This is a genomic window from Brucella rhizosphaerae (assembly GCF_002252475.1).
Lineage (GTDB): Bacteria > Pseudomonadota > Alphaproteobacteria > Rhizobiales > Rhizobiaceae > Brucella > Brucella rhizosphaerae.
In genome coordinates this window covers 120,351-146,534 of record NZ_NNRK01000034.1, presented here as the reverse complement: position 1 = coordinate 146,534, position 26,184 = coordinate 120,351, and the positions used below count along the sequence as shown (strand labels likewise).

Sequence of the window (26,184 nt, the reverse complement as noted above, 5' to 3'; positions counted from 1 at the left end):
GCCTAATCGGCAAGCGGATGATGTTCACTTACCAGCTTATGCAGTCTTTCTTCCAGAACATGTGTGTAGATTTGGGTCGTAGAAATATCTGCATGTCCAAGCAATTGCTGTACTGTTCTGAGGTCTGCGCCGTTTTGTAAAAGGTGGCTGGCAAAGGCATGACGCAGCACATGCGGCGAGATGGAGGCGCTCGAAAGACCGGCGCGGGCAGTGAGAGTTTTGAGTTCCCGACCAAAAACCTGGCGCGCCAGATGGCCGCTTTCGGAAAATGCCGGAAAGAGCCAGGGATTGTCGTCGTAGCCCGGAAGGGAATCGCGCAGCGACAGAAAGACCTGCAATGCCTCGCGCGCTTTTTGCGATAATGGCACCATGCGATCCTTGGAACCCTTGCCGCGCACAATCAGAAAGCGATGATCGGTCCGGGCGACACTCACTGGAAGACCAACAAGCTCTGAAACACGCAAGCCGGTCGCGTAAAGCGTTTCAAGCAGCGCGTGAAGGCGAAGCGCTTTGATACGGTCTGCCGGCTCAAGCGCTTCTTTCGCCTCAAGCGTGGCCCGGTCCAGAAGTCGCCCGACGTTTTCGACGCTCATGATTTTCGGCAGCGGTTTCTGCTTCTTTGGTGCATCGATGACGCCGGTGGGGTCATCCTGCCTGAACCCTTCCGAATAGAGAAAGCGGAAAAACTGCCTGATTGCGGAAAGGCGGCGCGCCTGAGATGTCGCGGCAAAGCCTTCATTGGCCATGCCATCAAGTACATGGCGTATATCGTCGGTCTTTGCCTCAGTCATATTGATGCCGCGTGCGCTCATGACGTCAGCGCAGGCTTCCAGATCACGGCGATAGGATTCAAGCGTATTATGCGCGGCCCCGCGTTCGGCACTCATCATTTCGAGAAAATTCTCAATCGCCAAAGATGCCCGCATGTCTACTCCTGCTTATCCGCCGTATCGGGTCCATCTGTCTGGCCGTCTGTGACGGTTTCTAACGGTGCCGATGCTGGAGGTGGGGCCACGACTGTCTGCTTCAGTTTTGACGTCGGGATTTCGATTGTGATCTCATGCATGACCGGCTTCACAAAATTGGCGAGCGAGAACATTGCGCCATAGACAATGGCAGCGATCACAGCAAGCAGGAGAAGAATGCGCGTCAGCGTGGGCATGATCTGTTTATGCTGTGCTATTGAGACGAAAGCAAGGACGGCCAAAGTCCGGGCATAAAAAGCCGTATTTGGTGCAGTTCAGGCGATGAAAGCGATTGACGCCGCGCGGTTTTTCATGTGGAACCGGAGGAAATGGATGAGGTTTATGAGCAGTACAACAAAACAGACAAATCTTAACGAGAAGGCGGATGCTGTCCGTCAGCTTCTTGGTGCGAAAGTGGTTGTTCTTGTTGGGCTGATGGGCGCAGGCAAGTCGACGGTCGGTCGCAAGGCTGCAACGATGCTCGGCCTGCCTTTTCGCGATGTGGATACGGAAATCGAAACCGTCTCACGCATGAGCATCCCCGAACTGTTTGAAACCTATGGCGAAGAAGAGTTTCGCGATCTCGAACGCCGGGTGATCCTGCGGCTCCTCGATGATGGTCCGATGGTGCTGGCAACCGGCGGCGGCGCTTACATGAATGCGGAGACCCGCGAGGCAATCGCCCAGGCTGGCGTTTCAATCTGGCTCAATGCCGAGCTTGATGTGCTGATGGATCGTGTTTCGCGCCGTCAGAACCGTCCGCTTCTTAAAAATGATGATCCGCGTGGCGTGATGCAGCGGCTGATGAATGAGCGCTATCCGGTTTACGCGCTCGCTGATCTGCATGTGATGACGCGTGATGACAAAAAAGAAGTGATCGCCGGAGAACTCATCGACGTTCTGACCGAGCATCTGGATAAGAAATAGGCCCTGAAACTGGGTTTAGACCGCTTTGGAGTGCATTATGACCGCTGCCGATACTGTTACGGTTCCCGTCTCGCTGGGCGACCGATCCTATGAGATCCTGATCGGCAAAGGGCTTGTTGCCCGTGCAGGCGAAGAGTTTGCTAAGCGTCTTCCGGGCATTCGTGTGGCAATTGTCACCGATGAGAATGTCGCAAAGGCCCATCTTGAAGCATTGACCGACAGCTTTGCGCGCGCAGGCATTGAATCCACGCCGGTGATCGTGGCACCCGGTGAAAAATCGAAATCCTTCTCCACGCTCGAAACCGTAACCAATGCCGTGCTTGCTGCAAGGCTTGAGCGTGGCGATGCAGTTGTGGCTTTTGGTGGCGGTGTCGTGGGCGATCTTTCCGGCTTTGTCGCTGGCATTGTGCGTCGTGGCATGAACTTCGTGCAGATGCCGACCTCGCTTCTGGCGCAGGTGGATTCGTCCGTTGGCGGAAAGACAGGCATCAACACGCAACATGGCAAGAACCTTGTTGGCGTTTTCTATCAGCCACAGCTGGTGCTGGCGGACACGGAAGTGCTTGATACGCTGAGCCCGCGCGAATTTCGTGCAGGCTATGCGGAAGTGGCAAAATACGGACTGATCGACCGGCCGGATTTTTTCGCCTGGCTTGAGAAAAACTGGCAGGACATTTTTGCGGGCGGTGCTGCACGCGCAGAAGCTATTGCCGAATCCTGCCGCTCGAAGGCTGCAGTTGTGGCGCGTGACGAACGCGAAACCGGCGACCGCGCGCTGCTTAATCTCGGTCACACATTCGGTCATGCGCTTGAAACCGCGACAGGCTACGATTCAAGCCGTCTGGTGCATGGTGAGGGCGTTGCCATTGGCATGGCTCTGGCGCATCGTTTCTCGGTCAGGATGAACCTTTGTGGTATTGAAGATGCGGAACGTGTTGAAGCGCATCTGAAGACTGTCGGTCTGCCGACCGCGCTCAATGATGTGCCGGGTGGCTTGCCGGATGCTGAAAAGCTGATGGACTATATTGCGCAGGACAAGAAAGTGGCGCGCGGCGCTCTTACCTTCATTCTGACGCGCGGTATTGGCCAGTCTTTCATTGCCAGGGACGTGCCGCCTGCGGCAGTGCTTGAATTTCTGAAAGAACGTCTGACAGCATAAAACCTTTGATTTGGTGCGCATCTCGTCCGAAAATAGCTTCACACTTTTCGCGATACGTTGTGATTGAACGAAAGAATGAGGAAAGGACGAAAGAATGGGTTTCGAGCTTTGGGTCATGTGCGGCATCATCCTGCTCTGCATCGTTCTCTCTGCCTTTTTTTCCGGATCGGAGACGGCGCTGACTGCCGCCTCTCGCGCCCGAATGCTGGGCTATGAGTATAATGGCGATGAACGCGCGACAGTTGTACAGCACCTGATCCAAAAGCGTGACCGTCTGATCGGTGCGCTGCTTATTGGCAACAATCTCGCCAATATTCTTGCTTCCTCAATCGCCACCAGCATTTTTCTGTCGTTGTTCGGCGATGCGGGTGTTGCCTATTCGACTTTGGCGATGACCATTCTGCTGGTTATTTTTGCGGAAGTTCTGCCAAAGTCCTGGGCGATCTCAAACCCGGACCGCTTTGCACTGCATGTTGCGCGTCCGGTTTCAGTTGTTGTGGCTCTGCTGGGTTTCATCTCCGGCGTTGTAAACTGGATCGTGCGTGTCATCCTGAGACTGTTCGGCATCAATCTGGCGGCTGGCCGCTCGATGCTTTCGGCACAGGAAGAATTGCGTGGCGCGGTGGAAGTGCTGCATCGTGACAAGTCGCTGATCAAGGAAGATCGTGACCAGCTGGGCGGATTGCTTGATCTCAAAGAACTGGAAGTCAGCGATGTTATGGTGCATCGCACATCTATGGGTACGATCAATGCCGATGCGCCTGCCGAGCAGGTGGTGCGCGAAATTCTGGCAAGCCCGCACACCCGCATGCCGGTCTGGCGCGATGAGATCGATAATATTATCGGCATCATCCACACCAAGGATCTGCTGCGCACGCTTTACGATGTCGATAATGATTTTACGCGTATCGACATCATGAAGGTGGCGCGCAAGCCGTGGTTTGTGCCCGATACGACGACGCTTCAGGATCAGCTTGACGCATTCCTTCGTCGCAAGGCGCATATTGCCATCGTCGTTGATGAATATGGCGATGTGCAGGGACTGGTGACGCTTGAAGACATTTTGGAAGAGATTGTAGGCGATATTTCCGATGAGCATGATCTGGACATGCAGGGTGTAAGACTGCAACCGGATGGTTCAGTTCTGGTTGATGGGTCGTTGCCGATCCGCGATCTCAATCGTGCACTGGGCTGGAATCTCCCCGACGAGGAAGCGACAACAATTGCCGGTCTTGTGATTCATGAAACGCAGACAATACCGGAAGTGAAGCAGGCCTTTACCTTCCATGGAAAGCGCTTTTCCGTGCTTAAGAAGGAAAAGAACCGTCTGACACGTCTGCGCATTGTGCCGCTTGATGCTGACGGCAAGCCCATTTCAGGTGTTATCGCCGCAAAGGTTTCAAACTGATGAGTGTTCCGGCGACCAGGCAGGAACTCGTTCAAGCAATCCAAACCAACTATGCCCGGCTGGCACTCGATCTTGCACGTGTCACACCCGGGCGGGCCATGGAAAAAACCATGGAAGGCCATGCCAAAGGCACGCTGATGAGCGTGCATGATCTTGTTTCCTATCTGGTTGGATGGAACGAACTGGTTCTGAAATGGTGCGCGCTGCGCGAGCAGGGGCAGCCCGTTGATTTTCCTGAAACCGGCTTCAAATGGAATGAACTCGGCAATCTGGCATCAAAGTTTTATCGTGACTACCAGACCTTGCCCTTCGCAGAATTGCTGCTGCGCCTGGAGGCTGCGAAAAATGCGCTGATCGCTTTGATCGAGGCACGCACCGATGCTGAGCTTTATGGTGTTGCCTGGTATGAGAAATATACGCTGGGACGTATGATCCAGTTCAACACGTCTTCGCCTTATGCCAATGCGCGGGGTCGTCTGCGCAAATGGCTTAAAGCTCAGGCGTAAAAAAGATCAGCGCCGGGTTGGTTCACCGGGAGCGGAAGGCTCAAGCGCCAATGCATGAACACCGGTGTCGAGTTCTTCTTTCAGAAGTTCATTGATAGCGCGATGGCGGGCAATGCGACTCAGTCCTTCAAACTTGCCCGATACAATACGCACACGAAAATGTGTTTCGCCGGTACCGTCGTAAGTTTCGTGATGACCACTATCTTCATGGTGGTGACCAGCATGGAGATGGCTTTCATTTATGATTTCAAGCCGTTCGGGCGTGAAAGCGGCCTTAAGCTTCGCTTCCATTGAAGATTGTTTGCTATTGTGAATGGACATTCGCGCCAGTTCTCCCCATATAGGTGCTGTGCTTCATATAGACGTCGCCTCGGCGGCAATTGGTGGGGCAAATCCGCACAGGAAATGCAGTATGCATCAAAATTTCGCCCTGAAGAATGGCCAAAACCAGTCGGGACGAAATGTCAATTCTTGTTTAGTTCCTCTTAATTCGCATAATCCGATTCGATGACAACGAACTCAAAATTTTTCGACAGCATCCGCATCCGTCCCAAGAAGGAAGCGGAAAAGAAGTCCAGCGGTCCCTGCTGCCAGTGGGATGGTTGCGATAAGCCGGGCACCCATCGTGCGCCGGTGGGGCGCATGCGCGAGGGCGAGTATCTTCATTTCTGTATCGACCACGTCCGGGAATATAATAAGACTTTCAATTATTTCTCGGGTTTGTCGGACAAGGATATCTCCAAGTTCCAGAAGGACGCCATTACTGGAAATCGTCCGACCTGGTCGACCGCATCCAACACCACAGCCACGAAACACACTTCGCCCGATATGGCGCAGAAGCGTTCGGGTTCGGCTGCCTATCACAACCGTCTGCGCGATCCTTTCAATTTTGTGAAGGAAGCAAAAGCAGCGCCTGCGGGTAAAACCGCGCTTCGCAAGCCACGGACGCTGGAAGTAAAAGCGCTTGCTACGCTTGGTCTTGAACCAAATTCGACTAGCGATAAGATCAAGGCGCGCTATAAAGAACTCGTGAAGCAACATCATCCCGATGCGAATGGTGGCGACCGCGGGTCTGAAGAAAGATTTCGCGATGTCATTCAGGCTTATCAATTGCTCAAGCAGGCAGGTTTTTGCTAAAGCCTGTGTGAGCTTTATGAGCCGGGTGTCGGAGTGATTGGTGCGTGTCGCGAAAAGTGGGACTGGTTTCCCTATAGCGGCTAATCCAGAGCGGTTTCAGTTGATACTGGATCGTTGAACCACTCTGTCTCTTTGTTTTGATGCAGTTTCTACGGAAAACCGGTTTCCACTTTTCCTGAAACTGTTTTAAGGCTCTAACGGACATTCATCTGCCGCGCATTTGTGCGGACGCAAGTACGGATGCCCGCAACTGAACAGAAGGGGCGTCATCTGGCTCGCCGGAAACTGGCTCCCTGATCGAATTTGAATGTCGCGGCGGGACAATCCTGCCGCTCTGGAGGCATGATGAACAAGGTTGAGCGGGATATAGCCAATTTGCCGGATACGACGGTTTCGGTACGTGAAGTGTTTGGAATTGATTCCGACATGCGCGTGCCAGCCTATGCGGCGGGCGATTCCTATGTGCCGGAAACGGATCCGGATTATATTTTCGACCGTCAGACGACGCTCGCGATTCTCGCAGGTTTTGCTTTTAACCGCCGCGTGATGGTTTCAGGCTATCACGGTACGGGTAAGTCGACCCATATCGAGCAGGTCGCAGCGCGCCTCAACTGGCCTTGCGTTCGCGTCAACCTCGACAGCCATGTCAGCCGTATTGATCTCGTCGGTAAGGATGCAATCGTCGTCAAGGACGGCATGCAGATCACCGAATTCAAGGACGGCATTCTGCCTTGGGCCTATCAGCACAATGTTGCGCTGGTCTTCGACGAATATGATGCGGGTCGCCCGGACGTGATGTTCGTGATCCAGCGTGTTCTGGAATCGTCGGGTCGCCTGACGCTTCTCGATCAGAGCCGCGTGATCCGTCCACATCCGGCATTCCGCCTGTTTGCGACCGCCAATACCGTTGGTCTCGGCGATACGACTGGTCTTTATCACGGCACCCAGCAGATCAATCAGGCGCAGATGGATCGCTGGTCGATCGTGACCACGCTTAATTATCTGCCGCACGACAACGAAGTGAACATCATTCTCGCCAAGGCCAAGCATTACCGGAATGCAGAAGGCCGCGAGATCGTGAACAAGATGGTTCGCGTTGCCGATATGACCCGTCAGGCCTTCATCAACGGCGATCTGTCGACTGTTATGAGCCCGCGTACTGTCATTACATGGTCTGAAAATGCTGCGATTTTCAACGATGTCGGCTTTGCATTCCGCCTGACCTTCCTCAACAAGTGCGATGAACTTGAACGCCAGACGGTGGCCGAGTTTTATCAGCGTGCCTTTGGTGAGGAACTTCCAGAATCTGCTGCCAATATCGTTTTGGCATAAGACTGGATGATGCCTGCCGCCCATGACGGGCGGCAGTGCTGTAGAGCGAAGTCAGGATAGGCAGATGTCGGGCCAAATGTCAGGAATGGGCGATAATTCGCGTGAGCGTAAAAACGGACCGGTGGATTCCGAACCGTTCAAGCGTGCGATGACGGCCACAATGCGCGCCATTTCCGGTGAGAACGAGCTGGAAGTTGCTTTCAGCAATGATCGCCCGGCGCTGACTGCCAAGCGTGCCCGCCTGCCTGACCTGCCAAAGCGCCCAACCGCCCATGATGTTGCGGTTACGCGCGGCATTGGCGATTCCATGGCGCTGCGTCAGGCGCGCCACAATGCCCGTATTCATGCGAACCTCGCGCCGGAAGGCAAGCAGGCACGGGCGATCTACGATGCGGTCGAACAGGCTCGCGTTGAAGCCATCGGTGCCCGCGCCATGGCCGGTGTTGCGGACAATCTCGCAACAATGCTTGCGGATAAATATGCCCGCGCCAATTTCTCTTCCGTCACTGACAAAGAAGATGCGCCGCTTGAAGAAGCTGTGTCGCTTCTCCTGCGTGAAAAGCTGACCGGGCGCGCGGCACCTGCCGAAGCTGGCCCCGTGCTCGATCTGTGGCGTGAATGGATTGAGCAGAAGGCTGGTCCTGACCTGGCGCGTCTTGGCGAAAATCTGGAAGATCAGCAGGCTTTTGCGCGCACCGTGCGCGATATGCTGGCCTCGATGGATATGGCTGAAGAGCTTTCTCAGGAAGAGCAAAGCGACGAGCAGGATCAGGACAACGAACAGACGCCCGATTCGGATGAAAACGAGGATGGCGGCGAAGAAAGTCAGGAAGGCTCTGATTCAGCCGAAAGTGACGAATCGGACAGCTCCAGTGAAGAGGGCGAGCAGGGCGAAATGGACGCCGCCGATGCTGCCTCCGACGACATGGACGACAGCGAAGATGTCGACGCGGAAACGCCGGGCGATACACGCCGCCAGAACCAGCCTTTTGCCAATTTTTCCGAGCATGTCGATTACAATGTCTTCACGCGCGAATTTGATGAAGAGGTCGAGGCGACGGATCTTTGCGATGAAGCTGAACTTGAGCGCCTGCGCGGGTTCCTCGACAAACAGCTTGCCAATCTGCAGGGGGTAGTCGGAAGACTTGCCAACCGTTTGCAGCGCCGCCTGATGGCGCAGCAGAACCGTTCGTGGGATTTCGATCTGGAAGAGGGCTATCTCGATTCGGCCCGTCTGGTGCGTATCGTTATCGATCCGACGCAGCCGCTTTCCTATAAGATGGAGCGTGATACAGATTTCCGCGATACGGTTGTAACACTGGTGCTGGACAATTCCGGCTCAATGCGCGGGCGTCCGATCACGGTTGCTGCGACCTGTGCCGATATTCTGGCCCGTACGCTTGAGCGTTGCGGTGTGAAGGTCGAGATTCTCGGCTTCACCACCAAAGCCTGGAAGGGCGGCCAATCGCGTGAGGCATGGCTTGGTCGTGGCAAGCCTTCCAATCCGGGTCGTCTCAATGATTTGCGCCATATCATCTACAAGAGTGCTGACGCGCCATGGCGGCGTGCACGGCGCAATCTTGGTTTGATGATGCGTGAAGGGCTGCTGAAAGAAAATATCGATGGCGAAGCGCTGATCTGGGCGCATCATCGCCTGTTGGCGCGTCCTGAACAGCGCAAGATTCTGATGATGATTTCAGATGGTGCGCCGGTGGATGATTCCACGCTGTCGGTCAATCCAGGCAATTATCTGGAGCGTCACCTGCGCGCTGTGATCGAAGAGATCGAAAATCGTTCGCCGGTGGAGCTGATCGCCATTGGTATTGGCCATGACGTTACGCGCTATTATCAGCGTGCTGTGACCATCGTGGACGCGGAAGAGCTGGCTGGTGCAATGACCGAACAGCTTGCCTCTCTATTCGAGGAACAAGGCGCAGAGGCGTCTGGTAAAGGACGCCGCCGCGCAGGCAGGCGATAAAATAAAGGGGCCGGAAAGGCCCCTTTTTTATGCTTGCTGGCGGGTGGCAGCCAGCACAATCTCACGGATGCACACGCCTTGCGGCTGGTCATAGGCATAGACAATGGCCCGCGCCACATCATTGGCCGACAGTACTGGCGCGCCCATATCCTTTTTCCAAGCCTCATAGCCTGCCTTGATGCTCGCATCATTGGTGTGACTGAGCAGTTCGGTTTCAACGGCACCCGGCGCTATCGTCACCACGCGCACATCATGTGCTGACAGCTCTTCGCGCAGGTTTTCTGACAGGCCATGGACCGCGAATTTTGTGGCGGTATAGGCGACGTGACTGGCAAATGTCTTGCGGCCCGCGACTGAGCTGATGTTGATGATTGTGCCGTGCTTGCGGGAAGCCATGCCAGCAGAAACGGCATGAATGCCATTGAGCAAGCCTTTGACATTGACCTCAAGCATACGATCCCATTCTTCGGGATTTTGTTTGGTCACGTCACCCAGCAGCATCACACCGGCATTGTTGACGATGACATCGGCAAGGCCGAACTTTGCTTCGGCTTCCTGAACTGCTGCAAGCAATGCGTTACGATCCGTAACATCAACGGATTTGCAAAGCGTGTTTGGCAGTTTGAGGTTTTCCATTGCATCGAGACGGCGTGCAAGCAACAGCAATGGATGACCGCGATCTGAAAACATTCTGGCTGCGGCAAGGCCGATACCGGAGCTTGCGCCGGTAATAATAACAAGCGGAAGCTTTTCCTTGTTCAAGGACATCTAATTAATCCCTATCTAAATATAAATATAAATTATGCAACACAACGACATAATGCCGTAACTCAAAATAATGTCGCGTCTTTTTGTTTTTGGAAAAAACTAAAATCACTCCGATAGATAAATATGCATTTAATTCTGCATACCTATCGGAGTGATGTGCATAGAGGTTTCTATAATTGAGAGAAACCAGCTTTGATTTATATCAAGGGATCGTGATTATTTTAGAGTATAATCCGACCGGAGTGAAACGAGGATCGATAAGATTATGTTTCAAATAAAAGGGTTTAGAGCGCCGATCTGATTCAATCAGATCGAAACGCGCTCTAAAATCAATGTTTGTTTGATGCTGTGCGATCCGGCGCATAAAGGGTTGGGGCGAAAATGGCCAGAATAGCGCCGTAGGGCAACAGCATCAGCGTCCCCATGACAACCTTCACAAAGAAGTCACCCGTTGCCAGCGAAGCCCAGAGCGGCATTCCAAGGCCAAGAAAAGTGGCAGGCTCGGTCAATGAAGAATCTGGCATACCGGTGATCGCGTCGATCCATGCGAAGCTTGCTGCGAAAGCGATAGAGAAGAACAGGATCGTATCGACGACAGACCCGAACATGGCGGCTGCGAAGGGTGCTTTCCACCATGTCTGGCGACGCAGGCGGTCGAAGACTGTGATATCCATCAATTGTGCGATCAGAAACGCCGAGCCAGAGGCAATGGCAATACGCGGCGTTGCCAGCCAGATCGACATGAGAACGCCGAGCACAAAACCTGCATAGACGACTTTGCGGGCAGCCGAAGGACCGAAGCGGCGATTCGTCAGATCATTGACGAGAAATGCCACCGGATAGGTGAAGGCACCATAGGTGAGCAGTTCACCAAGGCCAAAATGCTGAAAAGGATACTGGACAAGGATGTTCGAAGCGGCAACTGCCGCACACATTGCCAGCACTGCCGGTATAAGCCGGGCAAAAGAAGGACCTGTAACAGGCATTTTTTTATCCTGGGTGATGGAACCAGCAAAAAAGGCCGACGCGAGTCAGCCTTTTTTGTCAAATTTTAAAAAGCTGATTGCTTATGCAGCAACTTCAGCCTGCTTCTTCGCGATCTGACGCTTCAGCAGGCGAGCGCGCTGCGAAAGTTCTTTGTCGTCAGACTTTGCAAGGAAAGCGTCAAGGCCACCGCGATGCTCAACCGAACGCAGAGCAGAAGCGGAAACACGAAGACGGTAGCTCTGGCCGAGAACTTCGGACATAAGCGTAACGTTGCAGAGGTTTGGCAGGAAGCGGCGACGCGTTCTGTTGTTCGCGTGGCTCACATTGTTGCCGTACTGGACCGAGGTTCCGGTCAATTCACAAGCGCGGGACATTTTGGTCTCACCTTCAAATTTTTGTTTCTCAGGCCCCGACCCGAATGTCCGAATTCAAAGCAATCATAGCAGTTTGCTGCTGCTGGCGCGCGATCTCGGACAGGCGGCCTATTGGGAAAGTCGCGTTTCTATAGTGACAGTAGCGATTACAGTCAAGACAGATTCCATCGTGAAGGCCCTAAGGCGCGCATTTACAGCGTTTTGAAGTGTCTGGTGGTCTGCCCGATCATAACTTCGCCGGTTTTTCCTGTTCGACAGGGAATGTAAAACGAGAATCTGGGGCCATTTATAGTCAGAAGGCTAAAGACAAACCAGAGCATGGGTCAGATAAACAGAATCGTTTTGCAGGCGTGTTGCATGGATTTGGGCATAATTGGTTTGCTGGAGCACTGTCCGTGCGGGTGTACGGTGCTATCAAAGTGGATATCGCGAAAGGAAAATCTGGCATGATCGATCAATCGCATTTCTTCAAGCCGGTTGAGAGCAAGATGATCAGGAATGGGGCACAGCGGCGGGCACTTGCAATTCTTACCGGAGTGACGATTGCGAGTATAGCTGCGGTGAGTAGCGCTAAGGCAGACGCTCTCTACCGAACTGAATATGATATCTCGATGTTTGGCCTTTCCATCGCACGTTCAGCGATCGAAACCGTTGTCAAAGGTGCCAATTACGGCGTCAACGGACGCTTTAAGACATCCGGTATTGCGCGCGTTTTCGATGATACGGATGGGACGGTATATGTGGGCGGCAGCTCTGCTCAGGATAAGGTGACGCCCTCGGCCTTTGATCTTGCCTATAAGCATGGACGAAAGAACAAGAGCACCAAGATACGTTTCGCGGGCGGCAAAGTAACTGAATCTGAAAATGTGCCGCCGGTCAAAAAACGCGATCCCTGGGTGGAGACAGCACCAAACGATCTGGTCAATGTCAGTGATCCGCTCAGCGCTCTTATGATTCCGACCAAAGACCCCAAAGCTGTTTGTAATCGCACGCTGAGCGTCTTTGACGGTCAGACACGCGCCGATATCCGGCTGGCCTTTAATGGCACCGAATCTTTCACGACTGAGGGGTTTACGGGCGAATCGGTGATCTGCTCTGCCAAGTTCACGCCCATCTCGGGCTATCAGAAGGGCAAGAAAGCCATCGATTATCTGAGCACCCGCAGCAAGATCACGATCTCCTTTGCATCGCTGGGTGATTCCGGTATCTATGCGCCCGTTGTGGCACGCATCGGCACACAGTTGGGAACGCTGAAGATCGAGGCGACGCGATTTGAGAAAATCAGGTAACGGGACGCAAAAGACGGCATGAGCCGAACGAGCGATCCCTGACAATGGGGATCGATCATGAAGGTTGCGACGCTGATCGGCTTTTCGGCCATAGCGATGTGGGCGCTTTTAGCGCTTTTTACTGCCGGTTCCGGTCAGGTTCCTCCGTTCCAACTGTCTGCCATGACGTTTTCAATCGGCGCATCCATCGGCCTCATTTCCTGGCTATGGCGTCCGGACGCTGTGAAGCATCTGCGCCAACCGCCAATCGTCTGGCTCGTCGGTGTGGTTGGCCTTTTCGGCTATCATTTTCTCTATTTTACAGCGCTCCGAAATGCGCCTGCGGTTGATGCCAGCCTGATCGCCTATCTCTGGCCGCTGCTGATCGTGGTCGGATCTGCTCTGATGCCCGGCGAGCGGCTGCACTGGTATCACATTGCTGGTGCGCTTCTTGGCCTTGGTGGGACCGTGCTGATTGTGAGCAAAGGCAATGGCTTCGGCTTTGAGGCCCGTTACAGCTTTGGGTATGCAATGGCGGCACTTTGCGCGCTGACATGGTCGGGCTATTCGCTGCTCTCACGCCGTTTTTCAAGTGTACCGACGGACACTGTGACCGGCTTCTGTGTGGCAACGGCCATCCTCTCACTGATCTGCCATCTGGTGCTTGAGCAGACTGTCTGGCCGGAAACGGTAACGCAGTGGCTTTGTGTCCTGGCACTTGGCCTGCTACCCGTGGGAGCGGCGTTTTATGCCTGGGATTTTGGGGTGAAGCGCGGCAATATTCAGGTGCTGGGCGCGGCAAGCTACGCGGCGCCACTTCTATCCACGCTTGTGCTGATTTCAGCGGGTACGGCTCAGCCGTCCATGCGCATTCTCGCCGCTTGCCTGCTGATCACGGCAGGTGCGGCTCTGGCTGCAAAGGACATGATTTTTTCGCGGCGCAAAGAAGCGGTACCGGCCGCGTAAAGTTCCGACCGGGTAAAGTTCTGGCCGGGTAAAGTTCCGGCCGAGTAAAGCTCTGGCCGGGCAACGTTAGTGACTGGGATGCAGGCATTCCTCGTGATTGCCGAGAATTTCGATAACCCTGCACTGATCGATGCGGCCATGGGCCGTGCAGTCGAGCATGCGCAATAATTCCGTCTTGAGAGACATCAGTTTTGCGATGCGATTTTCTACATCGATCAGCCGTACGCGTGCAATAGAATCAGCAGCAGCGCAGGACTGGTCGGGATTATCCTGAAGGTCGAGAAGCGTGCGGATCGCATCCACCTCAAAACCCAGATCGCGGGCATGACGGATAAACAGAAGCCGCTGAACATCACTCTTGTCATAAAGACGGCGATTGCCTTCAGTGCGTGGCGGTACCGGTAGAAGCCCGATTTGCTCGTAATAACGGATGGTTGGTACTTTTACGCCGCTGGCTTTTGATGCCTCGCCAATGGGAACATTGGTAATCATTTTTTCGCTTGCTCCTCTAGTCACTAGAGGATGTAGACCTTGTTTCAGATAATTCAAGGGCGTTCTGAAAAGGGCAAGTCATGAACGAGATTCTGAAACAAAACCGATTTCGTGTGGAAGGCATGGACTGCGCTTCCTGTGCGACGAAAATCGATACAGCGGTACGTCGTGTTTCAGGCGTGGAAGATGTTTCTGTATCGGTAACAACAGGCATGATGACGGTGCGCCATGATGGCAGCAGCGATCTGGAAAGCGTTGCCAAAAAGGTGCGCAGCCTCGGTTACCGTGTTGAGCCGGTGGCTGATGAAAAAGCTCCCGCCAAGCATGAATCTCATGATCACGATCATGCAGGTTGTAGCGGCCACGATCATGACCACGACCATGATCATGATCACAGCCATGAAGAAGCAGAAGCAAAACAGATTGCTTCAAGCACTGACAGTTTCCGTTTCCAGGTCGATGGTATGGATTGCGCTTCCTGTGCAGCCAAGATCGATACGGCGGTGCGTCGCGTCGGTGGCGTGAAGGATGTTTCGGTTTCTGTGACCAATGGCACTATGACCGTCAATCATGATGGAACGGCGCGTGCCGATGAGATCGCCGCAAAAGTGACTGCACTTGGCTACAAGGCCAGTGCGCAGCAGTCCGTTGGCAGGAAGGCATCGTCGACCGCACCCGTAAGGCCCAAACGTTGGTGGCAGAGTGGCAAAGGTCAGATGATGCTTGCCTGTGGCGGCGGTCTGGTGGTTGCCTATATTGTCGGTCATCTGTACCCGCCGATTGCATTATGGGCGTTCACGGCTGCGATGCTGATTGGTCTTATACCGATTGCCAGGCGCGCTTATTCGGCAGCCATCAACGGCACGCCGTTTTCCATCGAAATGCTGATGACAATTGCGGCGATCGGTGCGGTCGTCATAGGTGCAACCGAGGAAGCAGCAGCTGTCGTATTTCTGTTTCTCGTTGGCGAGTTGCTGGAAGGTGTTGCCGCAGGCAAGGCACGTGCAAGCATTCAATCGCTGACGGCGCTGGTACCCAAGACCGCTTTTCTTGAAAGCAATGGCTCGACAAGAGAAGTGCCAGCGGAAAATCTGAGTGTGGGCGATGTGATTTCAGTGCGTCCCGGCGATCGCATGCCAGCGGATGGCGAAATCATTTCGGGCGAAAGTGCTATCGATGAAGCGCCGGTCACGGGTGAAAGCACGCCGGTGGGTAAGGCTGTGGGCGATAGCGTCTTTGCTGGCACCATCAATGGTGACGGACTGCTGCGTGTAAAGGTTACGGCTGCAGCTGAAGACAACACCATTGCGCGTGTTGTGCGACTGGTTGAAGAAGCGCAGGAAGCCAAGGCGCCGACCGAACGCTTTATCAATCGCTTCTCGACCTATTACACGCCGGGCGTTGTTGTGGTTGCAGCTCTGGTTGCGATCCTGCCCCCACTGGTGGCAGGTGCTGCATGGGATGAATGGATCTACAAAGGTCTTGCCATTCTGCTGATCGGTTGCCCTTGTGCGCTGGTCATTTCAACGCCTGCAGCCATCGCGGCTTCGCTTTCCGCTGGCGCACGTCGTGGTCTTTTGCTGAAAGGTGGCGCGGTTCTCGAAACCATCGGTAAGATCACAACCGCCTGCTTCGACAAGACCGGCACGCTGACTGAAGGCAAGCCGAAGGTAACGGATGTTCTGCCGGGCACACGCTCAGAAGAAGAAGTTCTGCGTCTTGCTGCATCGCTTGATGCCGGTTCCAGTCATCCGCTGGCCTTGGCAATTGTCGGCGCTGCACAGGCGCGGGGCCTGAAGCTTTCGGATATTTCAGCTGGCAAAGCGCATGGCGGCAAGGGTGTGTCAGGCACAACTGCTGGCACAGAACTGTTCCTTGGCTCACGCAGGGCTGCCAATGACATCTCGGCCATTCCGGATGATCTTGCGGCTCGAATTGCAGTTTGCAACGACGAAGGCAAGACGGTTTCGGTGCTGGTGGCGGATGGCAAGATAGCTGGTGCTATCGCCATGCGTGATGAGCCGCGTGCTGACGCGATTGCAGGTCTGAAAACGCTGAAAGATGCCGGCATTCGTACTGTGATGCTGACTGGCGATAATCGTCGTACAGCAGAAGCCATCGGCAAAGACCTCGGTATCGAGGTGCGCGCAGAACTCCTGCCGGAAGACAAGCAGCGCATCGTTGGTGAGTTTCGCAATGAAGGTCAGGTCGTTGCCAAGATTGGCGACGGTATCAATGACGCGCCTGCGCTGGCTGCCGCAGATGTCGGCATTGCCATGGGTGGCGGCACTGATGTTGCTCTGGAAACGGCAGATGCAGCCGTGCTGCATGGTCGTGTCGGGGATGTGGCTGCGATGGTCGATCTTTCCCAGCGGACCATGCGCAATATCCATCAGAACATCACAATCGCGCTTGGGCTGAAGGCTGTGTTCCTTGTGACCACGGTGCTGGGAATTACCGGCCTATGGCCTGCCATTCTGGCCGATACAGGCGCGACCGTTCTGGTGACGATCAATGCGCTGCGGTTGTTGAGACAGCCTTCTTAGAGCGCGTTTCGATCTGATTGACTCAGATCGGCGCTCTAAACCCCTTATTTAAAGCATAATCTTATCGATCCCCGTTTCACTCCGGTCGGATTATGCTCCAAATACAAAACCGGCGAAGGTGACTTCGCCGGCTCTTTTTTATTCGCCGATCAGTTCGCGAATGCGTTCGCCATATTGCTTGCCAAAAGCGACATGCTCGGGATTGATCTGCTTCACTTCATCGACAAGCTGATCTTCTTCTTCGGCATCAGCGGCCGCAAGCGCGCTCATCATGGCAAAATAGCCGAGAAGATAATCGCGTGGCTCGATATTCTCAGCCTTCATAACCTCAACAACCTGCGGGCGCGATTCAATGCTCTTCACCATGGAATCCATGGAAGGCTGGGCATCTTGCCCTTCTTCGGCCGTTGGTGAGAGCTGCATATCATCAAGCTTGTTATGGATTTTTTCCATCCGGGCGAGAAGATCTTCGGTCAGCTTAAAATTGTTGATGTCAGCGGGCGTTTGCGGTGGCGTTGCGATTGCCAGAATATCTTCGGCCACGGCCACTTTCACAGACTGCGGCAGGATCATAAGCGATAAGCCGAAAAGGGCTGCTGCATGGAGGCTTTTGAAGTGCGAAAAGTTCTTCATGGGAACATCCTAAAATAGGTCCTTGCGCTTGCGGATTTCCGCAAAAACCGCGTCATCCGTTGCGTTCTGCATTCCAAGCCGTGCGCGAATGCGGCCGTCGTGCCAGCGCAGGAACGGATTGGTGGCCATTTCGAGCGCGATGCTGGAGGGCAGGGTCATTTTATCTGCCGTGCGCAACCGCGCAATATCCTGTGCCCGCTCTTTGAGCGCCGAATTGTCAGGGTCTATGGTCAATGCGAAGCGGGCATTGCTTTCGGTATATTCATGACCGCAATAAACTGCTGTGTCACCGGGTAGCGTCACAAGCTTTTGCAACGACTGGAACATGGTTGCGGGTGTTCCCTCCAACAGACGACCACAACCCAGCGCAAAAAGCGTGTCGCCAGTGAACACCACTTTTGCTTCCGGCAGATAGTAGGAAATTTCGCCAGCCGTATGTCCGGGTGTCGAGATGACCCGCACCTTGAACAGACCGAAGGTGAATTCGTCGCCATCCGCAACCGTACGATCAATGCCGGGGATTTTGCTTTCCTCGGCCTTTGGTCCGATGATGCTGATGCCGAATTTGGCTTTCAGAGCCTCATTGCCTTCAACGTGGTCGAGATGGTGATGGGTCGTCAAGATGAAGTCCAGCGTCCAGCCACGGCGTTTTAACGCTGCTTCAATGGCATTTGCATCGGGCGCATCGATCGCAGCCGTCAGCGCGCTTTCAGGATCATGAATGAGAACGCCATAATTATCGCTACGGCAGATGAATTGTTCGATATCGAGCCGTTTTTCAATCTGGGGCATGGCGTCCTCCTTATCTGGATTTATTCTGTCTTGGCTTCTGGCAAAGTGTGCTTCTGGATAAGCGGCATTTGTGAAAGCGTGAAGACAATAGTTATCGGCATGATGCCCCAGACCTTGAAGGAAACCCAGGCATCCGTCGAAAAATTGCGCCAAACCACTTCATTCACAATCGCGAGGAAAACAAAGAACAGTCCCCAGCGGAAGGTCAGTTTGCGCCAGCCTTCGGCATCAAGCTTGAAAGCCGAATCGAACACATAACCGAGCAGGGATTTGCCGAACACAAGTCCACCCAGAAGGATCGCGCCGAACAGCGTGTTCACGATAGTGGGCTTCATCTTGATAAAGGTGTCGTTGTGCAGCCAAAGCGTCAGTGCGCCGAACACCATAACGACGATGCCGGAGATAAGCGGCATCATTGGCAATGTACGCGTCATCGACCATGAAACAGCAAGTGCTATGACTGTAGCCACCATGAAAAGTGCTGTAGCAAGAAAGATCGGCTCGCCGATCTGACCGAGCACGGGAAAGCGCTCAATCAGGCTTTCGCCGCGTGCATTGGCAAAAAAGAACACCAGAAGTGGTCCAAGTTCCAATGCAAGCTTGAGCAGCGGCGGAACTTCTTTGCGTTCGGCTTCTGTCTTCTGCGACGGGTCGCGTTCGAAAACGGGATGCTGCATCAGGCAACTCCTGCAATGGCGCGGGCAAAATCCTTGGCCGCAAATGGTTCAAGATCGTCGACGCCTTCGCCGACGCCGATGAAGTAGATCGGCAGTTTGTGTTTGGCTGAGATTGCCACCAGAATGCCGCCGCGAGCGGTGCCGTCAAGCTTGGTCATGACGAGACCGTTGACGCCAGCAATGTTTTTGAAAATCTCAACCTGATTGAGCGCATTCTGCCCGGTGGTGGCATCAAGCGTCTGAAGGACTGTATGCGGAGCTTCCGGATCGTGCTTGCCTAGAACGCGGACGATCTTGGCGAGTTCTTCCATCAGCTCGGCCTTGTTCTGCAAGCGGCCAGCGGTATCGATGATGAGCACGTCGCTGCCTGCGTCTTTCGCCTGGTTCCAGGCATCATAGGCGAGACCTGCCGCATCGGCACCGAGCTTGCTCGAGACAACCGGCGAACCGGTGCGCTCGCCCCAGATGTGGAGCTGTTCGATAGCAGCAGCGCGGAACGTATCGCCTGCTGCAAGCATGACCTTGAGGCCGCCTGCGGTAAGTTTTGCCGCCAGCTTCCCGATAGTCGTGGTCTTGCCCGTACCATTAACACCGACAACCAGAATCACATGTGGCTTGTGCGAAAGATCGAGTTCCAGCGGCTTGGCAACAGGGCCAAGCACCTTCTCGATTTCAGCACCCATGATGTTGCGGACTTCTTCGCCGGTCACATCCTTGCCATAGCGGCCCGATGACAGCGCGTCCGTCACGCGCATCGCGGTTTCAAGTCCGAGATCAGCCTGAATGAGAACGTCTTCAAGGTCCTGCAGCGTGTCTTCATCAAGCTTGCGCTTGGTAAAAATGCTGCCGATGGAATCACTCAGCGAATTCGATGAACGCAACAATCCGCGACGCAGACGCTCGAACCACGACAACTTTGCCTCTGGCGCGGCTTCGACAGGCGTTTCATCCTGATGTTCTTCAACGGCCCTGGCGACTTTGACCTTTTTAGGTTTTACCGGTTCTGGCTGAGGTGCAGGTTCAACCACTTCCTCGACAACAGGTGTCTCAATGGTTTCGGGGACCTCTGGAATTTCGTCTTGATCCGGCTCGACGACAGTTTCCGGTTCAGGCTCAACAACCCGCTCAATCGCTGGCACTTCAACCACGACGGGTTCAATTGCGAGCGGTTCCATCACCGGCGGCTGTTCGATCGGAATTTCAATCTCGGCAACCGGATGTTCCGGCTCGGCCTTTTCTTCTTCCACCGTTTCAGCCGAAGCTTCTTCAACCGGCTCGGCTACGACCAAAGGTGCTTCCGGTTCGGCTACGACCACTTCAGCGACAGTGATTTCCGCTTCTTTGGGCGCCTCAACAGGCTCTGGGTTTTCGGGTGCCAGTGCTTCCACGGCAGTTTCAACCGCAGCTTCAACAGTATCGGGGACCGATTGTTCGACCGGCTTTTCCTCGACCTCCTTCTTGCCGAAGGAGAACATTTTCTTGATGAAACCCATTGCCATGAAATCTGATGCCCTGTTTAAGCTTTAAGCCGCTTGCGGCTCTGCGCGATGGGTGAGGAGTTTTTCACCGTCATGCCCCGTCACAATTCTATCGATGATTTCGCCGGGATTACCCTGATCGATCACGGCGAGCGTAAAGCCTTCTGTGCGGGCAATGCCTTCCTTCTCGATCAGCAGGCGCTGGTGAGTGCCGTTGAGAGAAGCGAGATGCTTTTCATAAGCGCGGTCGCCGACAGCACGCAGCCGGGCTGCACGTTCCTTGACGATTTCGCGCTTAACCTGCGGCATACGTGCGGCAGGTGTGCCTTCGCGTGCACTGTAAGGGAAGACATGGAGATGCGTCAGGCCGCATTCTTCGACGATCTTCATCGAGTTTGCGAACATGTCTTCGGTCTCGGTTGGGAAACCGGCAATGATGTCGGCACCGAACACGATATCGGGACGTAGTGCGCGCACATCTTCGCAGAAGCGGATCGAATCATCACGAAGATGACGGCGCTTCATGCGCTTGAGGATCATGTCGTCACCTGCCTGAAGCGACAGATGCAGATGCGGCATCAGGCGCTTTTCATTGGCGATGGCGTCCATAAGATCGTCATCAGCTTCGATGGAATCAATGGATGACAGACGCAGGCGCTGCAAACCCGGCACCTGTGTAAGAACCGTTTTCACCAGTTTTCCGAGACGAAGGCTTCCCGGCAGATCAGGACCATAGGAAGTCATGTCTACACCGGTCAGAACCACTTCGGCATAACCGTTATCCACAAGGCGCTTGACCTGATCAATGACGCCGCCCATGGGGACCGAGCGCGAATTGCCACGACCGTAGGGAATAATGCAGAAAGTGCAGCGGTGATCGCAGCCGTTTTGCACCTGAACGAAAGCACGCGCACGGCCTTCAATGGCATCAACCATGTGGCTTGCAGTTTCGCGCACTTCCATGATGTCATTGACGCGAACCTTCTCGAACTGGTTCACGCCGAAATCAGGCAGCATGCGGTAGGAGTTGGACTTGAGCTTTTCCTCATTACCCAAAATGAGGTCGACTTCATCCATTGCTTCGAACCTGGCCGATTCAGTCTGCGCGGCACAGCCGGTCACGATGATGCGGGCTTCCGGGTTGTCGCGACGCGCCTTGCGGATTGCCTGACGCGCCTGACGCACGGCTTCCGATGTCACTGCACAGGTGTTGAAAATGATCGCGCCGTCTTTCAGTTCGCCCAGACCCGCGGCATCTGCTTCGCGCTTCATCACCTCGGATTCATAGGTGTTGAGACGGCATCCGAAGGTTACAACTTCCACGCCCATCAGGCAGCTCCCTGATGCTGATCGAGATTTCTATCCGGGGCGTACTCCCATTCGCCGGTTGCAGGATCAAATGTGCCGTCGAATTCCCATTCGGCAGGGCCAGTCATCATGACGTGATCATCCTCGCGCCATTCGATTTTAAGCGGGCCACCGGGGACGTTGACTGTGATGTTGCGCTCAGTGCGGCCAGTTCGAGCGCCTGAAACGGCAGCAGCGCAGGCAGCCGAGCCGCAGGCAAGGGTTAGACCCGCACCGCGTTCCCATGTACGCAGGTTGATACTTTCGGCCGATGTAACTTGTGCGATGGAAATATTGGCGCGTTCGGGGAAGATCGGATCATGTTCCAGCCCCGGTCCATATTGATCAAGTGCATAGGACCAGACGTCGTTCTCAACCCAGAAGATTGCATGAGGATTGCCCATGGAAGCAATCGATGGTGATTGGAGTATGGGCGCGTCCGCCGGACCAGCAGAAAGCTCGATTGCACGTGTGTCGGCCACTTCATGCGCGAGAGGGATTTCCTGCCAATCGAAATGCGGCTTGCCCATATCAACGGTGATCAGACCATCTTCATGTTCGTTGGCGGTCAGGATGCCTGCAAGTGTCTGGAAAATATAATCCTGCTTGCCACTTTCATTGGAAAGCCATTGCACCACGCAGCGCGTGCCATTGCCGCAAGCCTGCGCCTGCGTGCCGTCACAATTAATGATCTCGATATAATGATCGGTGTCGGGCGTCCTGGGGTCATGGATGGCCATGATCTGGTCGAACGAGGTGGCTTCGTCTGCGGCCAAACGGATTGCTGCAAGCGGAGCGATACGATCGCTGCGTCCGCGCATATCGGCAACAATGATCTTGTTGCCCAGTCCGTTCATCTTGGCGAAAGTGGCCTTGCTCATTGCTGCTTCCGGGTCCCGTTCATGCTGGAAAGGCTCTATATGGCGGAAAAGCCCACAAATTGCCAGTACCGGCGCGCTATTGGCCGCACCGGTATTGGTTCATCATCGTTGAGGCCCGCAGATTACTCAAAAACTGTGTCCTTCCTGCGCCATTTTGAAAATTTCTAAGCTATTTCAAGCGTTCTTGATGCCATCTCACTGATATTTGCCCCATTGCACGGTTGATTTTTTAACCATATCGCCATTTTATCAGTGCAATATTGTTTTTAAGTTGAGTCTTGATACTCGACGGTGCGAGGGGCACTCCCCCGATTAGTCAGCCCCACGAACACGCCCCACGGACATGGCGGAATTGGAGAACCAGGATGGGAATTTCGAAAGCAAGTTTGCTCAGCATTGCTGCAGCGGGCGTCATTTTGGCGGGTTGCCAGAGCTCCCGGGTTGGAGGCTTTGACAATAATGCATCGCCGCCGCCACCAGCACCACTGAGATCTGCTCCCGTCAGTTCCGTACAGTCTGGTAATCTGAATGCTCCGAATTCCTTCCCGACGGCGCCGATGACCAATACGGCTCCACAGGATGGGAACACTCAAGTGGCAAGCCTGCCGCCCGAATCGGCTCCTGATCTGACGCCAGGTACCGTCGCAGGTGTATGGAATGCATCGCTTGCCGGTCAGAACTGCAAGATTGCAACGCCGCAGACCAAGTATGGTCAGGGCTATCGCGCAGGTCCGCTGCGCTGCCCGGGCGAACTCGGCAGCCTTGCTTCGTGGTCGGTCAGTGGCAAGCAGCTTTCGCTCTATGATGCGAATGGCGGAACCGTTGCGACGCTCTATTCTTCCGGTCAGGGCCGTTTCGATGGCCAGACCACAGGCGGTCAGGCAGTTTCGCTGTCGCGCTGATAAGGCAATTAAGCTAAAGACAGGCGGAGCAGTCGCAAGACGCTCCGCCGTTTTTGCAATTAGAGCGGTGAACGGAAGCAATCATGTCTTTCGACGGTAATCTGAAAGCGTTTCCTTCGGTCAGTGAGCATTATGATGCGCTGGTCAGGGCAGGCGAAGTTGAAGTCGATCCAGCGCAGCTTGAGCTCACCAAACGCTATGATCGCCTGATCGAGGAAATTTGCACCAAGCGTTTGTCGCGCAAATCAAGTGCCCTTGGCTGGTTGTTTGGCAAGCGCAAGGAAGTCGCAATCGTCAAGGGACTTTACGTGCACGGCGAAGTCGGGCGCGGCAAGACGATGCTGATGGATATGTTCTTCCAGCTTTTGCCGGTCGAACGCAAACGTCGCGCGCATTTTAATGATTTCATGGCCGACGCGCATGAGCGCATCAATGCGCATCGTCAGGCTTTGAAGCGTGGCGAAACCAAGCAGGAAGATCCGATTCCGCCGGTTGCAGAAGCACTGGCTGCTCAGGCCTGGGTGCTTTGCTTCGACGAATTCACCGTGACCGATATTGCCGATGCGATGATCCTGTCGCGTCTGTTCAGCGCCCTGTTCGCACGCGGCGTGGTGCTGATTGCAACATCCAATGTTGCGCCCGATAATCTTTATCGCGATGGGCTCAACCGTCAGCTCTTCCTGCCATTCGTCAGTAACCTCAAGCAGCATGTCGATGTGATCAACCTCGATTCGCGCACCGATTACCGTCTGGAAAAGCTCGACCGTCAGCCGGTCTATCTGACGCCACTTGGTTCCGAGACCACCAAGCGTATGGATGCAGCATGGACCGCCCATAAGAACGGTGTGGAAGAAAAGCCCGACGTGATCCACATTAAGGGCCGTGAAATTCCCGTGCGCAGTGCAGTGCCGGGGGCTGCACGGTTCACCTTTGACGAACTTTGCGCGCAGCCGCTTGCAGCATCTGACTACATTGCCATCGTCACACGCTACCAGACGCTGTTTATCGACGATGTGCCTATGCTCGATTATTCACGTCGCAATGAAGCCAAGCGCTTTATTCTGCTGATCGACGTGCTTTACGATCATCACGCGCGGCTGTTTATCTCTGCCGAAGCGGAGCCTGAAAAGCTTTATGAAGCCAAACAGGGCGTGGAAGCTTTCGAATTTGACCGTACGGCCTCGCGTCTGTTTGAAATGCAGAGCGCTGAATATCTTGATGCATTTTCCGAGAAAACAGAGGGATGAGACGGGCGTGTCCGTCTTTCCTTCCTTATCATTGAACTGCCACAGACTCGACTTATAGGAAGTACGGGCTATGTTGCTCTGGCAAGAGCTTGGGTTGAATGCGGTTGTTTCCTGATCGCATGTCCTTGCCTGTAAAACTAATCTGCGGCCCGGCTGACGCATTATGAGCAATGCAAAACAGCCGGACGAAGGCGGCGAATTGCCTTGAGTTTGCCAAAATATCTTACGTTTACGTAAGAACATATAATTCTAAACGATTGAAAACATTAGTCGCAAAATAATGAGTTGAGTTTTTTTGCAAAGAGTCCTATCGAACCCTCGCAGCGCAGACGCGTTTTCCGGGAGGAAACCGGATAGCTTCATGCGTTTCTGGATCAAACTTGAGGAAAGAAACAATCATGGCACGCAACAAGATTGCCCTCATCGGCTCCGGCATGATCGGCGGCACGCTCGCTCATCTTGCTGGTCTGAAGGAACTCGGCGACGTCGTCCTTTTCGACATTGCGGAAGGCACTCCGCAGGGTAAGGGACTGGATATCGCAGAATCTTCACCGGTTGACGGTTTTGATGCGAAGTTCACCGGTGCAAACGACTATGCCGCTATTGAAGGCTCAGACGTTGTCATCGTTACCGCAGGCGTGCCGCGTAAGCCGGGCATGAGCCGCGACGATCTTCTGGGTATCAACCTGAAGGTCATGGAACAGGTCGGCGCAGGCATCAAGAAATATGCGCCTGAAGCTTTCGTCATCTGCATCACCAACCCGCTTGATGCGATGGTCTGGGCTCTGCAGAAGTTCTCCGGTCTGCCAGCACACAAGGTTGTCGGTATGGCTGGCGTTCTCGATAGCGCCCGTTTCCGCTACTTCCTTGCAGAAGAATTCAACGTGTCGGTCGAAGACGTCACGGCATTCGTGCTGGGCGGCCACGGCGACAGCATGGTTCCGCTTGCTCGTTACTCGACCGTTGCCGGTATCCCGCTGCCAGACCTCGTCAAGATGGGTTGGACCAGCCAGGATAAGCTCGACAAGATCATTCAGCGTACCCGTGATGGCGGCGCAGAAATCGTCGGCCTGCTCAAGACCGGTTCTGCCTTCTATGCACCGGCAGCTTCCGCCATTCAGATGGCTGAATCCTATCTCAAGGACAAGAAGCGCGTTCTGCCTGTTGCAGCGCAGCTCTCCGGTCAGTATGGCGTCAAGGACATGTATGTCGGCGTTCCAACAGTGATCGGTGCCAATGGCGTTGAACGTATTATCGAAATCGATCTCGATAAGGACGAAAAGGCCGAGTTCGAAAAGTCGGTCGCATCTGTTGCCGGTCTTTGCGAAGCCTGCATCGGCATTGCTCCGTCACTGAAATAATTCCAGACAAGGCCGGATCGCTGCGAGACACGCAGTTCCGGCCTTTTCCGGCT

Annotated in this window: 26 protein-coding genes; 13 read left to right on the top strand and 13 right to left on the bottom strand. The window is 54.4% G+C overall.

Features of this window, described 5'->3' with window-relative positions:
- Positions 1-2: 2 nt before the first annotated feature.
- Both xerD and CEV32_RS17795 read right to left on the bottom strand, forming a co-directional pair.
- Complete coding sequence (gene xerD, locus CEV32_RS17800) at positions 3-926, bottom strand: site-specific tyrosine recombinase XerD (RefSeq protein WP_094578459.1); 924 nt, start codon at positions 924-926, stop codon at positions 3-5.
- A 2-nt stretch (positions 927-928) separates the two neighbouring features.
- Complete coding sequence (locus tag CEV32_RS17795; RefSeq protein ID WP_143128854.1) at positions 929-1,162, bottom strand: hypothetical protein; 234 nt, start codon at positions 1,160-1,162, stop codon at positions 929-931.
- A 145-nt stretch (positions 1,163-1,307) separates the two neighbouring features.
- Between CEV32_RS17795 and CEV32_RS17790 the strand changes: the two genes are divergently transcribed.
- From CEV32_RS17790 to CEV32_RS17775, 4 genes are all read left to right on the top strand, one after another.
- The gene (locus tag CEV32_RS17790) at positions 1,308-1,892 is read left to right on the top strand and encodes a shikimate kinase (protein WP_094578457.1); all 585 of its coding nucleotides are present in this window, start codon (positions 1,308-1,310) and stop codon (positions 1,890-1,892) included.
- Positions 1,893-1,929: 37 nt separating this feature from the next.
- Positions 1,930-3,051, top strand: coding sequence for a 3-dehydroquinate synthase (gene aroB, locus CEV32_RS17785; RefSeq protein ID WP_094578456.1), 1,122 nt, complete (start codon positions 1,930-1,932; stop codon positions 3,049-3,051).
- A gap of 94 nt (positions 3,052-3,145) precedes the next feature.
- Complete coding sequence (locus CEV32_RS17780; RefSeq protein WP_094578455.1) at positions 3,146-4,459, top strand: HlyC/CorC family transporter; 1,314 nt, start codon at positions 3,146-3,148, stop codon at positions 4,457-4,459.
- The gene (locus CEV32_RS17775) at positions 4,459-4,965 is read left to right on the top strand and encodes a ClbS/DfsB family four-helix bundle protein (RefSeq protein ID WP_094578454.1); all 507 of its coding nucleotides are present in this window, start codon (positions 4,459-4,461) and stop codon (positions 4,963-4,965) included. The genes CEV32_RS17780 and CEV32_RS17775 overlap by 1 nt, the downstream gene beginning before the upstream one ends.
- 6 nt (positions 4,966-4,971) lie before the next feature.
- On the opposite strand, the gene CEV32_RS17770 is transcribed toward CEV32_RS17775, so the two are convergent.
- Positions 4,972-5,286, bottom strand: a complete 315-nt coding sequence (locus tag CEV32_RS17770) for a BolA family protein (RefSeq protein ID WP_094578453.1) — start codon at positions 5,284-5,286, stop codon at positions 4,972-4,974.
- 186 nt (positions 5,287-5,472) lie between these two features.
- On the opposite strand from CEV32_RS17770, the gene CEV32_RS17765 reads away from it, so the two are divergent.
- The 3 genes from CEV32_RS17765 (at position 5,473) to cobT (ending at position 9,412) form a co-directional block, all read left to right on the top strand.
- Positions 5,473-6,102 (top strand): J domain-containing protein, encoded by a 630-nt coding sequence (locus CEV32_RS17765; protein WP_094578452.1) that lies wholly within the window; start codon positions 5,473-5,475, stop codon positions 6,100-6,102.
- Positions 6,103-6,447: 345 nt separating this feature from the next.
- The gene (gene cobS / locus CEV32_RS17760) at positions 6,448-7,434 is read left to right on the top strand and encodes a cobaltochelatase subunit CobS (RefSeq protein ID WP_094578451.1); all 987 of its coding nucleotides are present in this window, start codon (positions 6,448-6,450) and stop codon (positions 7,432-7,434) included.
- Positions 7,435-7,498: 64 nt separating this feature from the next.
- Positions 7,499-9,412 (top strand): cobaltochelatase subunit CobT, encoded by a 1,914-nt coding sequence (gene cobT, locus CEV32_RS17755; protein WP_094578450.1) that lies wholly within the window; start codon positions 7,499-7,501, stop codon positions 9,410-9,412.
- Positions 9,413-9,439: 27 nt separating this feature from the next.
- Here cobT and CEV32_RS17750 read toward each other — a convergent pair whose 3' ends face one another.
- From CEV32_RS17750 to rpmB, 3 genes are all read right to left on the bottom strand, one after another.
- The gene (locus CEV32_RS17750) at positions 9,440-10,180 is read right to left on the bottom strand and encodes an SDR family oxidoreductase (RefSeq protein ID WP_094578449.1); all 741 of its coding nucleotides are present in this window, start codon (positions 10,178-10,180) and stop codon (positions 9,440-9,442) included.
- Positions 10,181-10,509: 329 nt separating this feature from the next.
- Positions 10,510-11,166, bottom strand: coding sequence for a VUT family protein (locus tag CEV32_RS17745; protein WP_094578448.1), 657 nt, complete (start codon positions 11,164-11,166; stop codon positions 10,510-10,512).
- 81 nt (positions 11,167-11,247) lie between these two features.
- On the bottom strand, positions 11,248-11,541 hold the full coding sequence (gene rpmB / locus CEV32_RS17740) for a 50S ribosomal protein L28 (RefSeq protein WP_094578447.1): 294 nt from the start codon (positions 11,539-11,541) through the stop codon (positions 11,248-11,250).
- A 446-nt stretch (positions 11,542-11,987) separates the two neighbouring features.
- On the opposite strand from rpmB, the gene CEV32_RS17735 reads away from it, so the two are divergent.
- Together CEV32_RS17735 and yddG are read left to right on the top strand one after the other, a co-directional pair.
- On the top strand, positions 11,988-12,830 hold the full coding sequence (locus CEV32_RS17735; RefSeq protein WP_094578446.1) for a DUF3108 domain-containing protein: 843 nt from the start codon (positions 11,988-11,990) through the stop codon (positions 12,828-12,830).
- A 57-nt stretch (positions 12,831-12,887) separates the two neighbouring features.
- Positions 12,888-13,775, top strand: a complete 888-nt coding sequence (yddG, locus tag CEV32_RS17730; protein WP_094578445.1) for an aromatic amino acid exporter YddG — start codon at positions 12,888-12,890, stop codon at positions 13,773-13,775.
- Between the two features lie 66 nt (positions 13,776-13,841).
- On the opposite strand, the gene CEV32_RS17725 is transcribed toward yddG, so the two are convergent.
- Positions 13,842-14,264 (bottom strand): MerR family transcriptional regulator, encoded by a 423-nt coding sequence (locus CEV32_RS17725; protein WP_208620881.1) that lies wholly within the window; start codon positions 14,262-14,264, stop codon positions 13,842-13,844.
- A 95-nt stretch (positions 14,265-14,359) separates the two neighbouring features.
- Here CEV32_RS17725 and CEV32_RS17720 point away from each other — a divergent pair, with 95 nt between their 5' ends.
- On the top strand, positions 14,360-16,813 hold the full coding sequence (locus CEV32_RS17720; RefSeq protein WP_456236584.1) for a heavy metal translocating P-type ATPase: 2,454 nt from the start codon (positions 14,360-14,362) through the stop codon (positions 16,811-16,813).
- Positions 16,814-16,951: 138 nt separating this feature from the next.
- On the opposite strand, the gene CEV32_RS17715 is transcribed toward CEV32_RS17720, so the two are convergent.
- Genes CEV32_RS17715 through dapF form a run of 6 tightly spaced genes read right to left on the bottom strand, consistent with a single transcriptional unit; the run spans position 16,952 to position 22,621 of the window.
- Positions 16,952-17,446 carry a hypothetical protein gene (locus tag CEV32_RS17715; RefSeq protein WP_094578442.1) on the bottom strand — a complete coding sequence of 165 codons (495 nt, stop codon included), beginning with the start codon at positions 17,444-17,446 and terminating at the stop codon, positions 16,952-16,954.
- Between the two features lie 9 nt (positions 17,447-17,455).
- Positions 17,456-18,238, bottom strand: coding sequence for a hydroxyacylglutathione hydrolase (gloB, locus tag CEV32_RS17710; protein ID WP_094578441.1), 783 nt, complete (start codon positions 18,236-18,238; stop codon positions 17,456-17,458).
- Positions 18,239-18,258: 20 nt separating this feature from the next.
- Positions 18,259-18,915, bottom strand: coding sequence for a septation protein A (locus CEV32_RS17705; protein WP_094578440.1), 657 nt, complete (start codon positions 18,913-18,915; stop codon positions 18,259-18,261).
- Entirely contained in the window at positions 18,915-20,414 is a 1,500-nt protein-coding gene (gene ftsY / locus CEV32_RS17700; protein ID WP_094578439.1) for a signal recognition particle-docking protein FtsY, read from the bottom strand. Before ftsY ends, CEV32_RS17705 begins: the two co-directional genes overlap by 1 nt.
- A 24-nt stretch (positions 20,415-20,438) precedes the next feature.
- Positions 20,439-21,722: a tRNA (N(6)-L-threonylcarbamoyladenosine(37)-C(2))-methylthiotransferase MtaB gene (mtaB, locus tag CEV32_RS17695; protein ID WP_094578438.1), complete on the bottom strand. Its 1,284-nt coding sequence runs from the start codon at positions 21,720-21,722 to the stop codon at positions 20,439-20,441.
- A complete protein-coding gene (gene dapF / locus CEV32_RS17690; protein ID WP_094578437.1) occupies positions 21,722-22,621 on the bottom strand; it encodes a diaminopimelate epimerase in 900 nt (299 codons plus the stop codon). The genes mtaB and dapF overlap by 1 nt, the downstream gene beginning before the upstream one ends.
- Positions 22,622-22,986: 365 nt before the next feature.
- Here dapF and CEV32_RS17685 point away from each other — a divergent pair, with 365 nt between their 5' ends.
- The 3 genes from CEV32_RS17685 to mdh all read left to right on the top strand — a co-directional run bounded on the left by CEV32_RS17685 (position 22,987) and on the right by mdh (position 26,131).
- Positions 22,987-23,523, top strand: a complete 537-nt coding sequence (locus CEV32_RS17685) for a protease inhibitor Inh/omp19 family protein (protein WP_094578436.1) — start codon at positions 22,987-22,989, stop codon at positions 23,521-23,523.
- Positions 23,524-23,606: 83 nt separating this feature from the next.
- On the top strand, positions 23,607-24,770 hold the full coding sequence (gene zapE / locus CEV32_RS17680; RefSeq protein ID WP_094578435.1) for a cell division protein ZapE: 1,164 nt from the start codon (positions 23,607-23,609) through the stop codon (positions 24,768-24,770).
- A gap of 398 nt (positions 24,771-25,168) precedes the next feature.
- Entirely contained in the window at positions 25,169-26,131 is a 963-nt protein-coding gene (mdh, locus tag CEV32_RS17675; protein ID WP_094578434.1) for a malate dehydrogenase, read from the top strand.
- Positions 26,132-26,184: the final 53 nt, after the last annotated feature.

What these genes read in the sequence shown, in the direction of transcription:
- CEV32_RS17745 (WP_094578448.1), bottom strand. Translation starts at nt 11,166, where the DNA reads ATGCCTGTTACAGGTCCTTCTTTTGCCCGGCTTATACCGGCAGTGCTG.
- CEV32_RS17735 (WP_094578446.1), top strand. Translation starts at nt 11,988, where the DNA reads ATGATCGATCAATCGCATTTCTTCAAGCCGGTTGAGAGCAAGATGATC.
- CEV32_RS17765 (WP_094578452.1), top strand. Translation starts at nt 5,473, where the DNA reads ATGACAACGAACTCAAAATTTTTCGACAGCATCCGCATCCGTCCCAAG.
- CEV32_RS17780 (WP_094578455.1), top strand. Translation starts at nt 3,146, where the DNA reads ATGGGTTTCGAGCTTTGGGTCATGTGCGGCATCATCCTGCTCTGCATC.
- CEV32_RS17790 (WP_094578457.1), top strand. Translation starts at nt 1,308, where the DNA reads ATGAGCAGTACAACAAAACAGACAAATCTTAACGAGAAGGCGGATGCT.
- CEV32_RS17770 (WP_094578453.1), bottom strand. Translation starts at nt 5,286, where the DNA reads ATGTCCATTCACAATAGCAAACAATCTTCAATGGAAGCGAAGCTTAAG.
- CEV32_RS17705 (WP_094578440.1), bottom strand. Translation starts at nt 18,915, where the DNA reads ATGCAGCATCCCGTTTTCGAACGCGACCCGTCGCAGAAGACAGAAGCC.
- CEV32_RS17715 (WP_094578442.1), bottom strand. Translation starts at nt 17,446, where the DNA reads ATGAAGAACTTTTCGCACTTCAAAAGCCTCCATGCAGCAGCCCTTTTC.
- aroB (WP_094578456.1), top strand. Translation starts at nt 1,930, where the DNA reads ATGACCGCTGCCGATACTGTTACGGTTCCCGTCTCGCTGGGCGACCGA.
- yddG (WP_094578445.1), top strand. Translation starts at nt 12,888, where the DNA reads ATGAAGGTTGCGACGCTGATCGGCTTTTCGGCCATAGCGATGTGGGCG.
- CEV32_RS17775 (WP_094578454.1), top strand. Translation starts at nt 4,459, where the DNA reads ATGAGTGTTCCGGCGACCAGGCAGGAACTCGTTCAAGCAATCCAAACC.
- dapF (WP_094578437.1), bottom strand. Translation starts at nt 22,621, where the DNA reads ATGAGCAAGGCCACTTTCGCCAAGATGAACGGACTGGGCAACAAGATC.
- rpmB (WP_094578447.1), bottom strand. Translation starts at nt 11,541, where the DNA reads ATGTCCCGCGCTTGTGAATTGACCGGAACCTCGGTCCAGTACGGCAAC.
- mdh (WP_094578434.1), top strand. Translation starts at nt 25,169, where the DNA reads ATGGCACGCAACAAGATTGCCCTCATCGGCTCCGGCATGATCGGCGGC.
- CEV32_RS17795 (WP_143128854.1), bottom strand. Translation starts at nt 1,162, where the DNA reads ATGCCCACGCTGACGCGCATTCTTCTCCTGCTTGCTGTGATCGCTGCC.
- mtaB (WP_094578438.1), bottom strand. Translation starts at nt 21,722, where the DNA reads ATGGGCGTGGAAGTTGTAACCTTCGGATGCCGTCTCAACACCTATGAA.
- cobS (WP_094578451.1), top strand. Translation starts at nt 6,448, where the DNA reads ATGAACAAGGTTGAGCGGGATATAGCCAATTTGCCGGATACGACGGTT.
- gloB (WP_094578441.1), bottom strand. Translation starts at nt 18,238, where the DNA reads ATGCCCCAGATTGAAAAACGGCTCGATATCGAACAATTCATCTGCCGT.
- xerD (WP_094578459.1), bottom strand. Translation starts at nt 926, where the DNA reads ATGCGGGCATCTTTGGCGATTGAGAATTTTCTCGAAATGATGAGTGCC.
- cobT (WP_094578450.1), top strand. Translation starts at nt 7,499, where the DNA reads ATGTCGGGCCAAATGTCAGGAATGGGCGATAATTCGCGTGAGCGTAAA.
- ftsY (WP_094578439.1), bottom strand. Translation starts at nt 20,414, where the DNA reads ATGGCAATGGGTTTCATCAAGAAAATGTTCTCCTTCGGCAAGAAGGAG.
- CEV32_RS17750 (WP_094578449.1), bottom strand. Translation starts at nt 10,180, where the DNA reads ATGTCCTTGAACAAGGAAAAGCTTCCGCTTGTTATTATTACCGGCGCA.
- CEV32_RS17685 (WP_094578436.1), top strand. Translation starts at nt 22,987, where the DNA reads ATGGGAATTTCGAAAGCAAGTTTGCTCAGCATTGCTGCAGCGGGCGTC.
- zapE (WP_094578435.1), top strand. Translation starts at nt 23,607, where the DNA reads ATGTCTTTCGACGGTAATCTGAAAGCGTTTCCTTCGGTCAGTGAGCAT.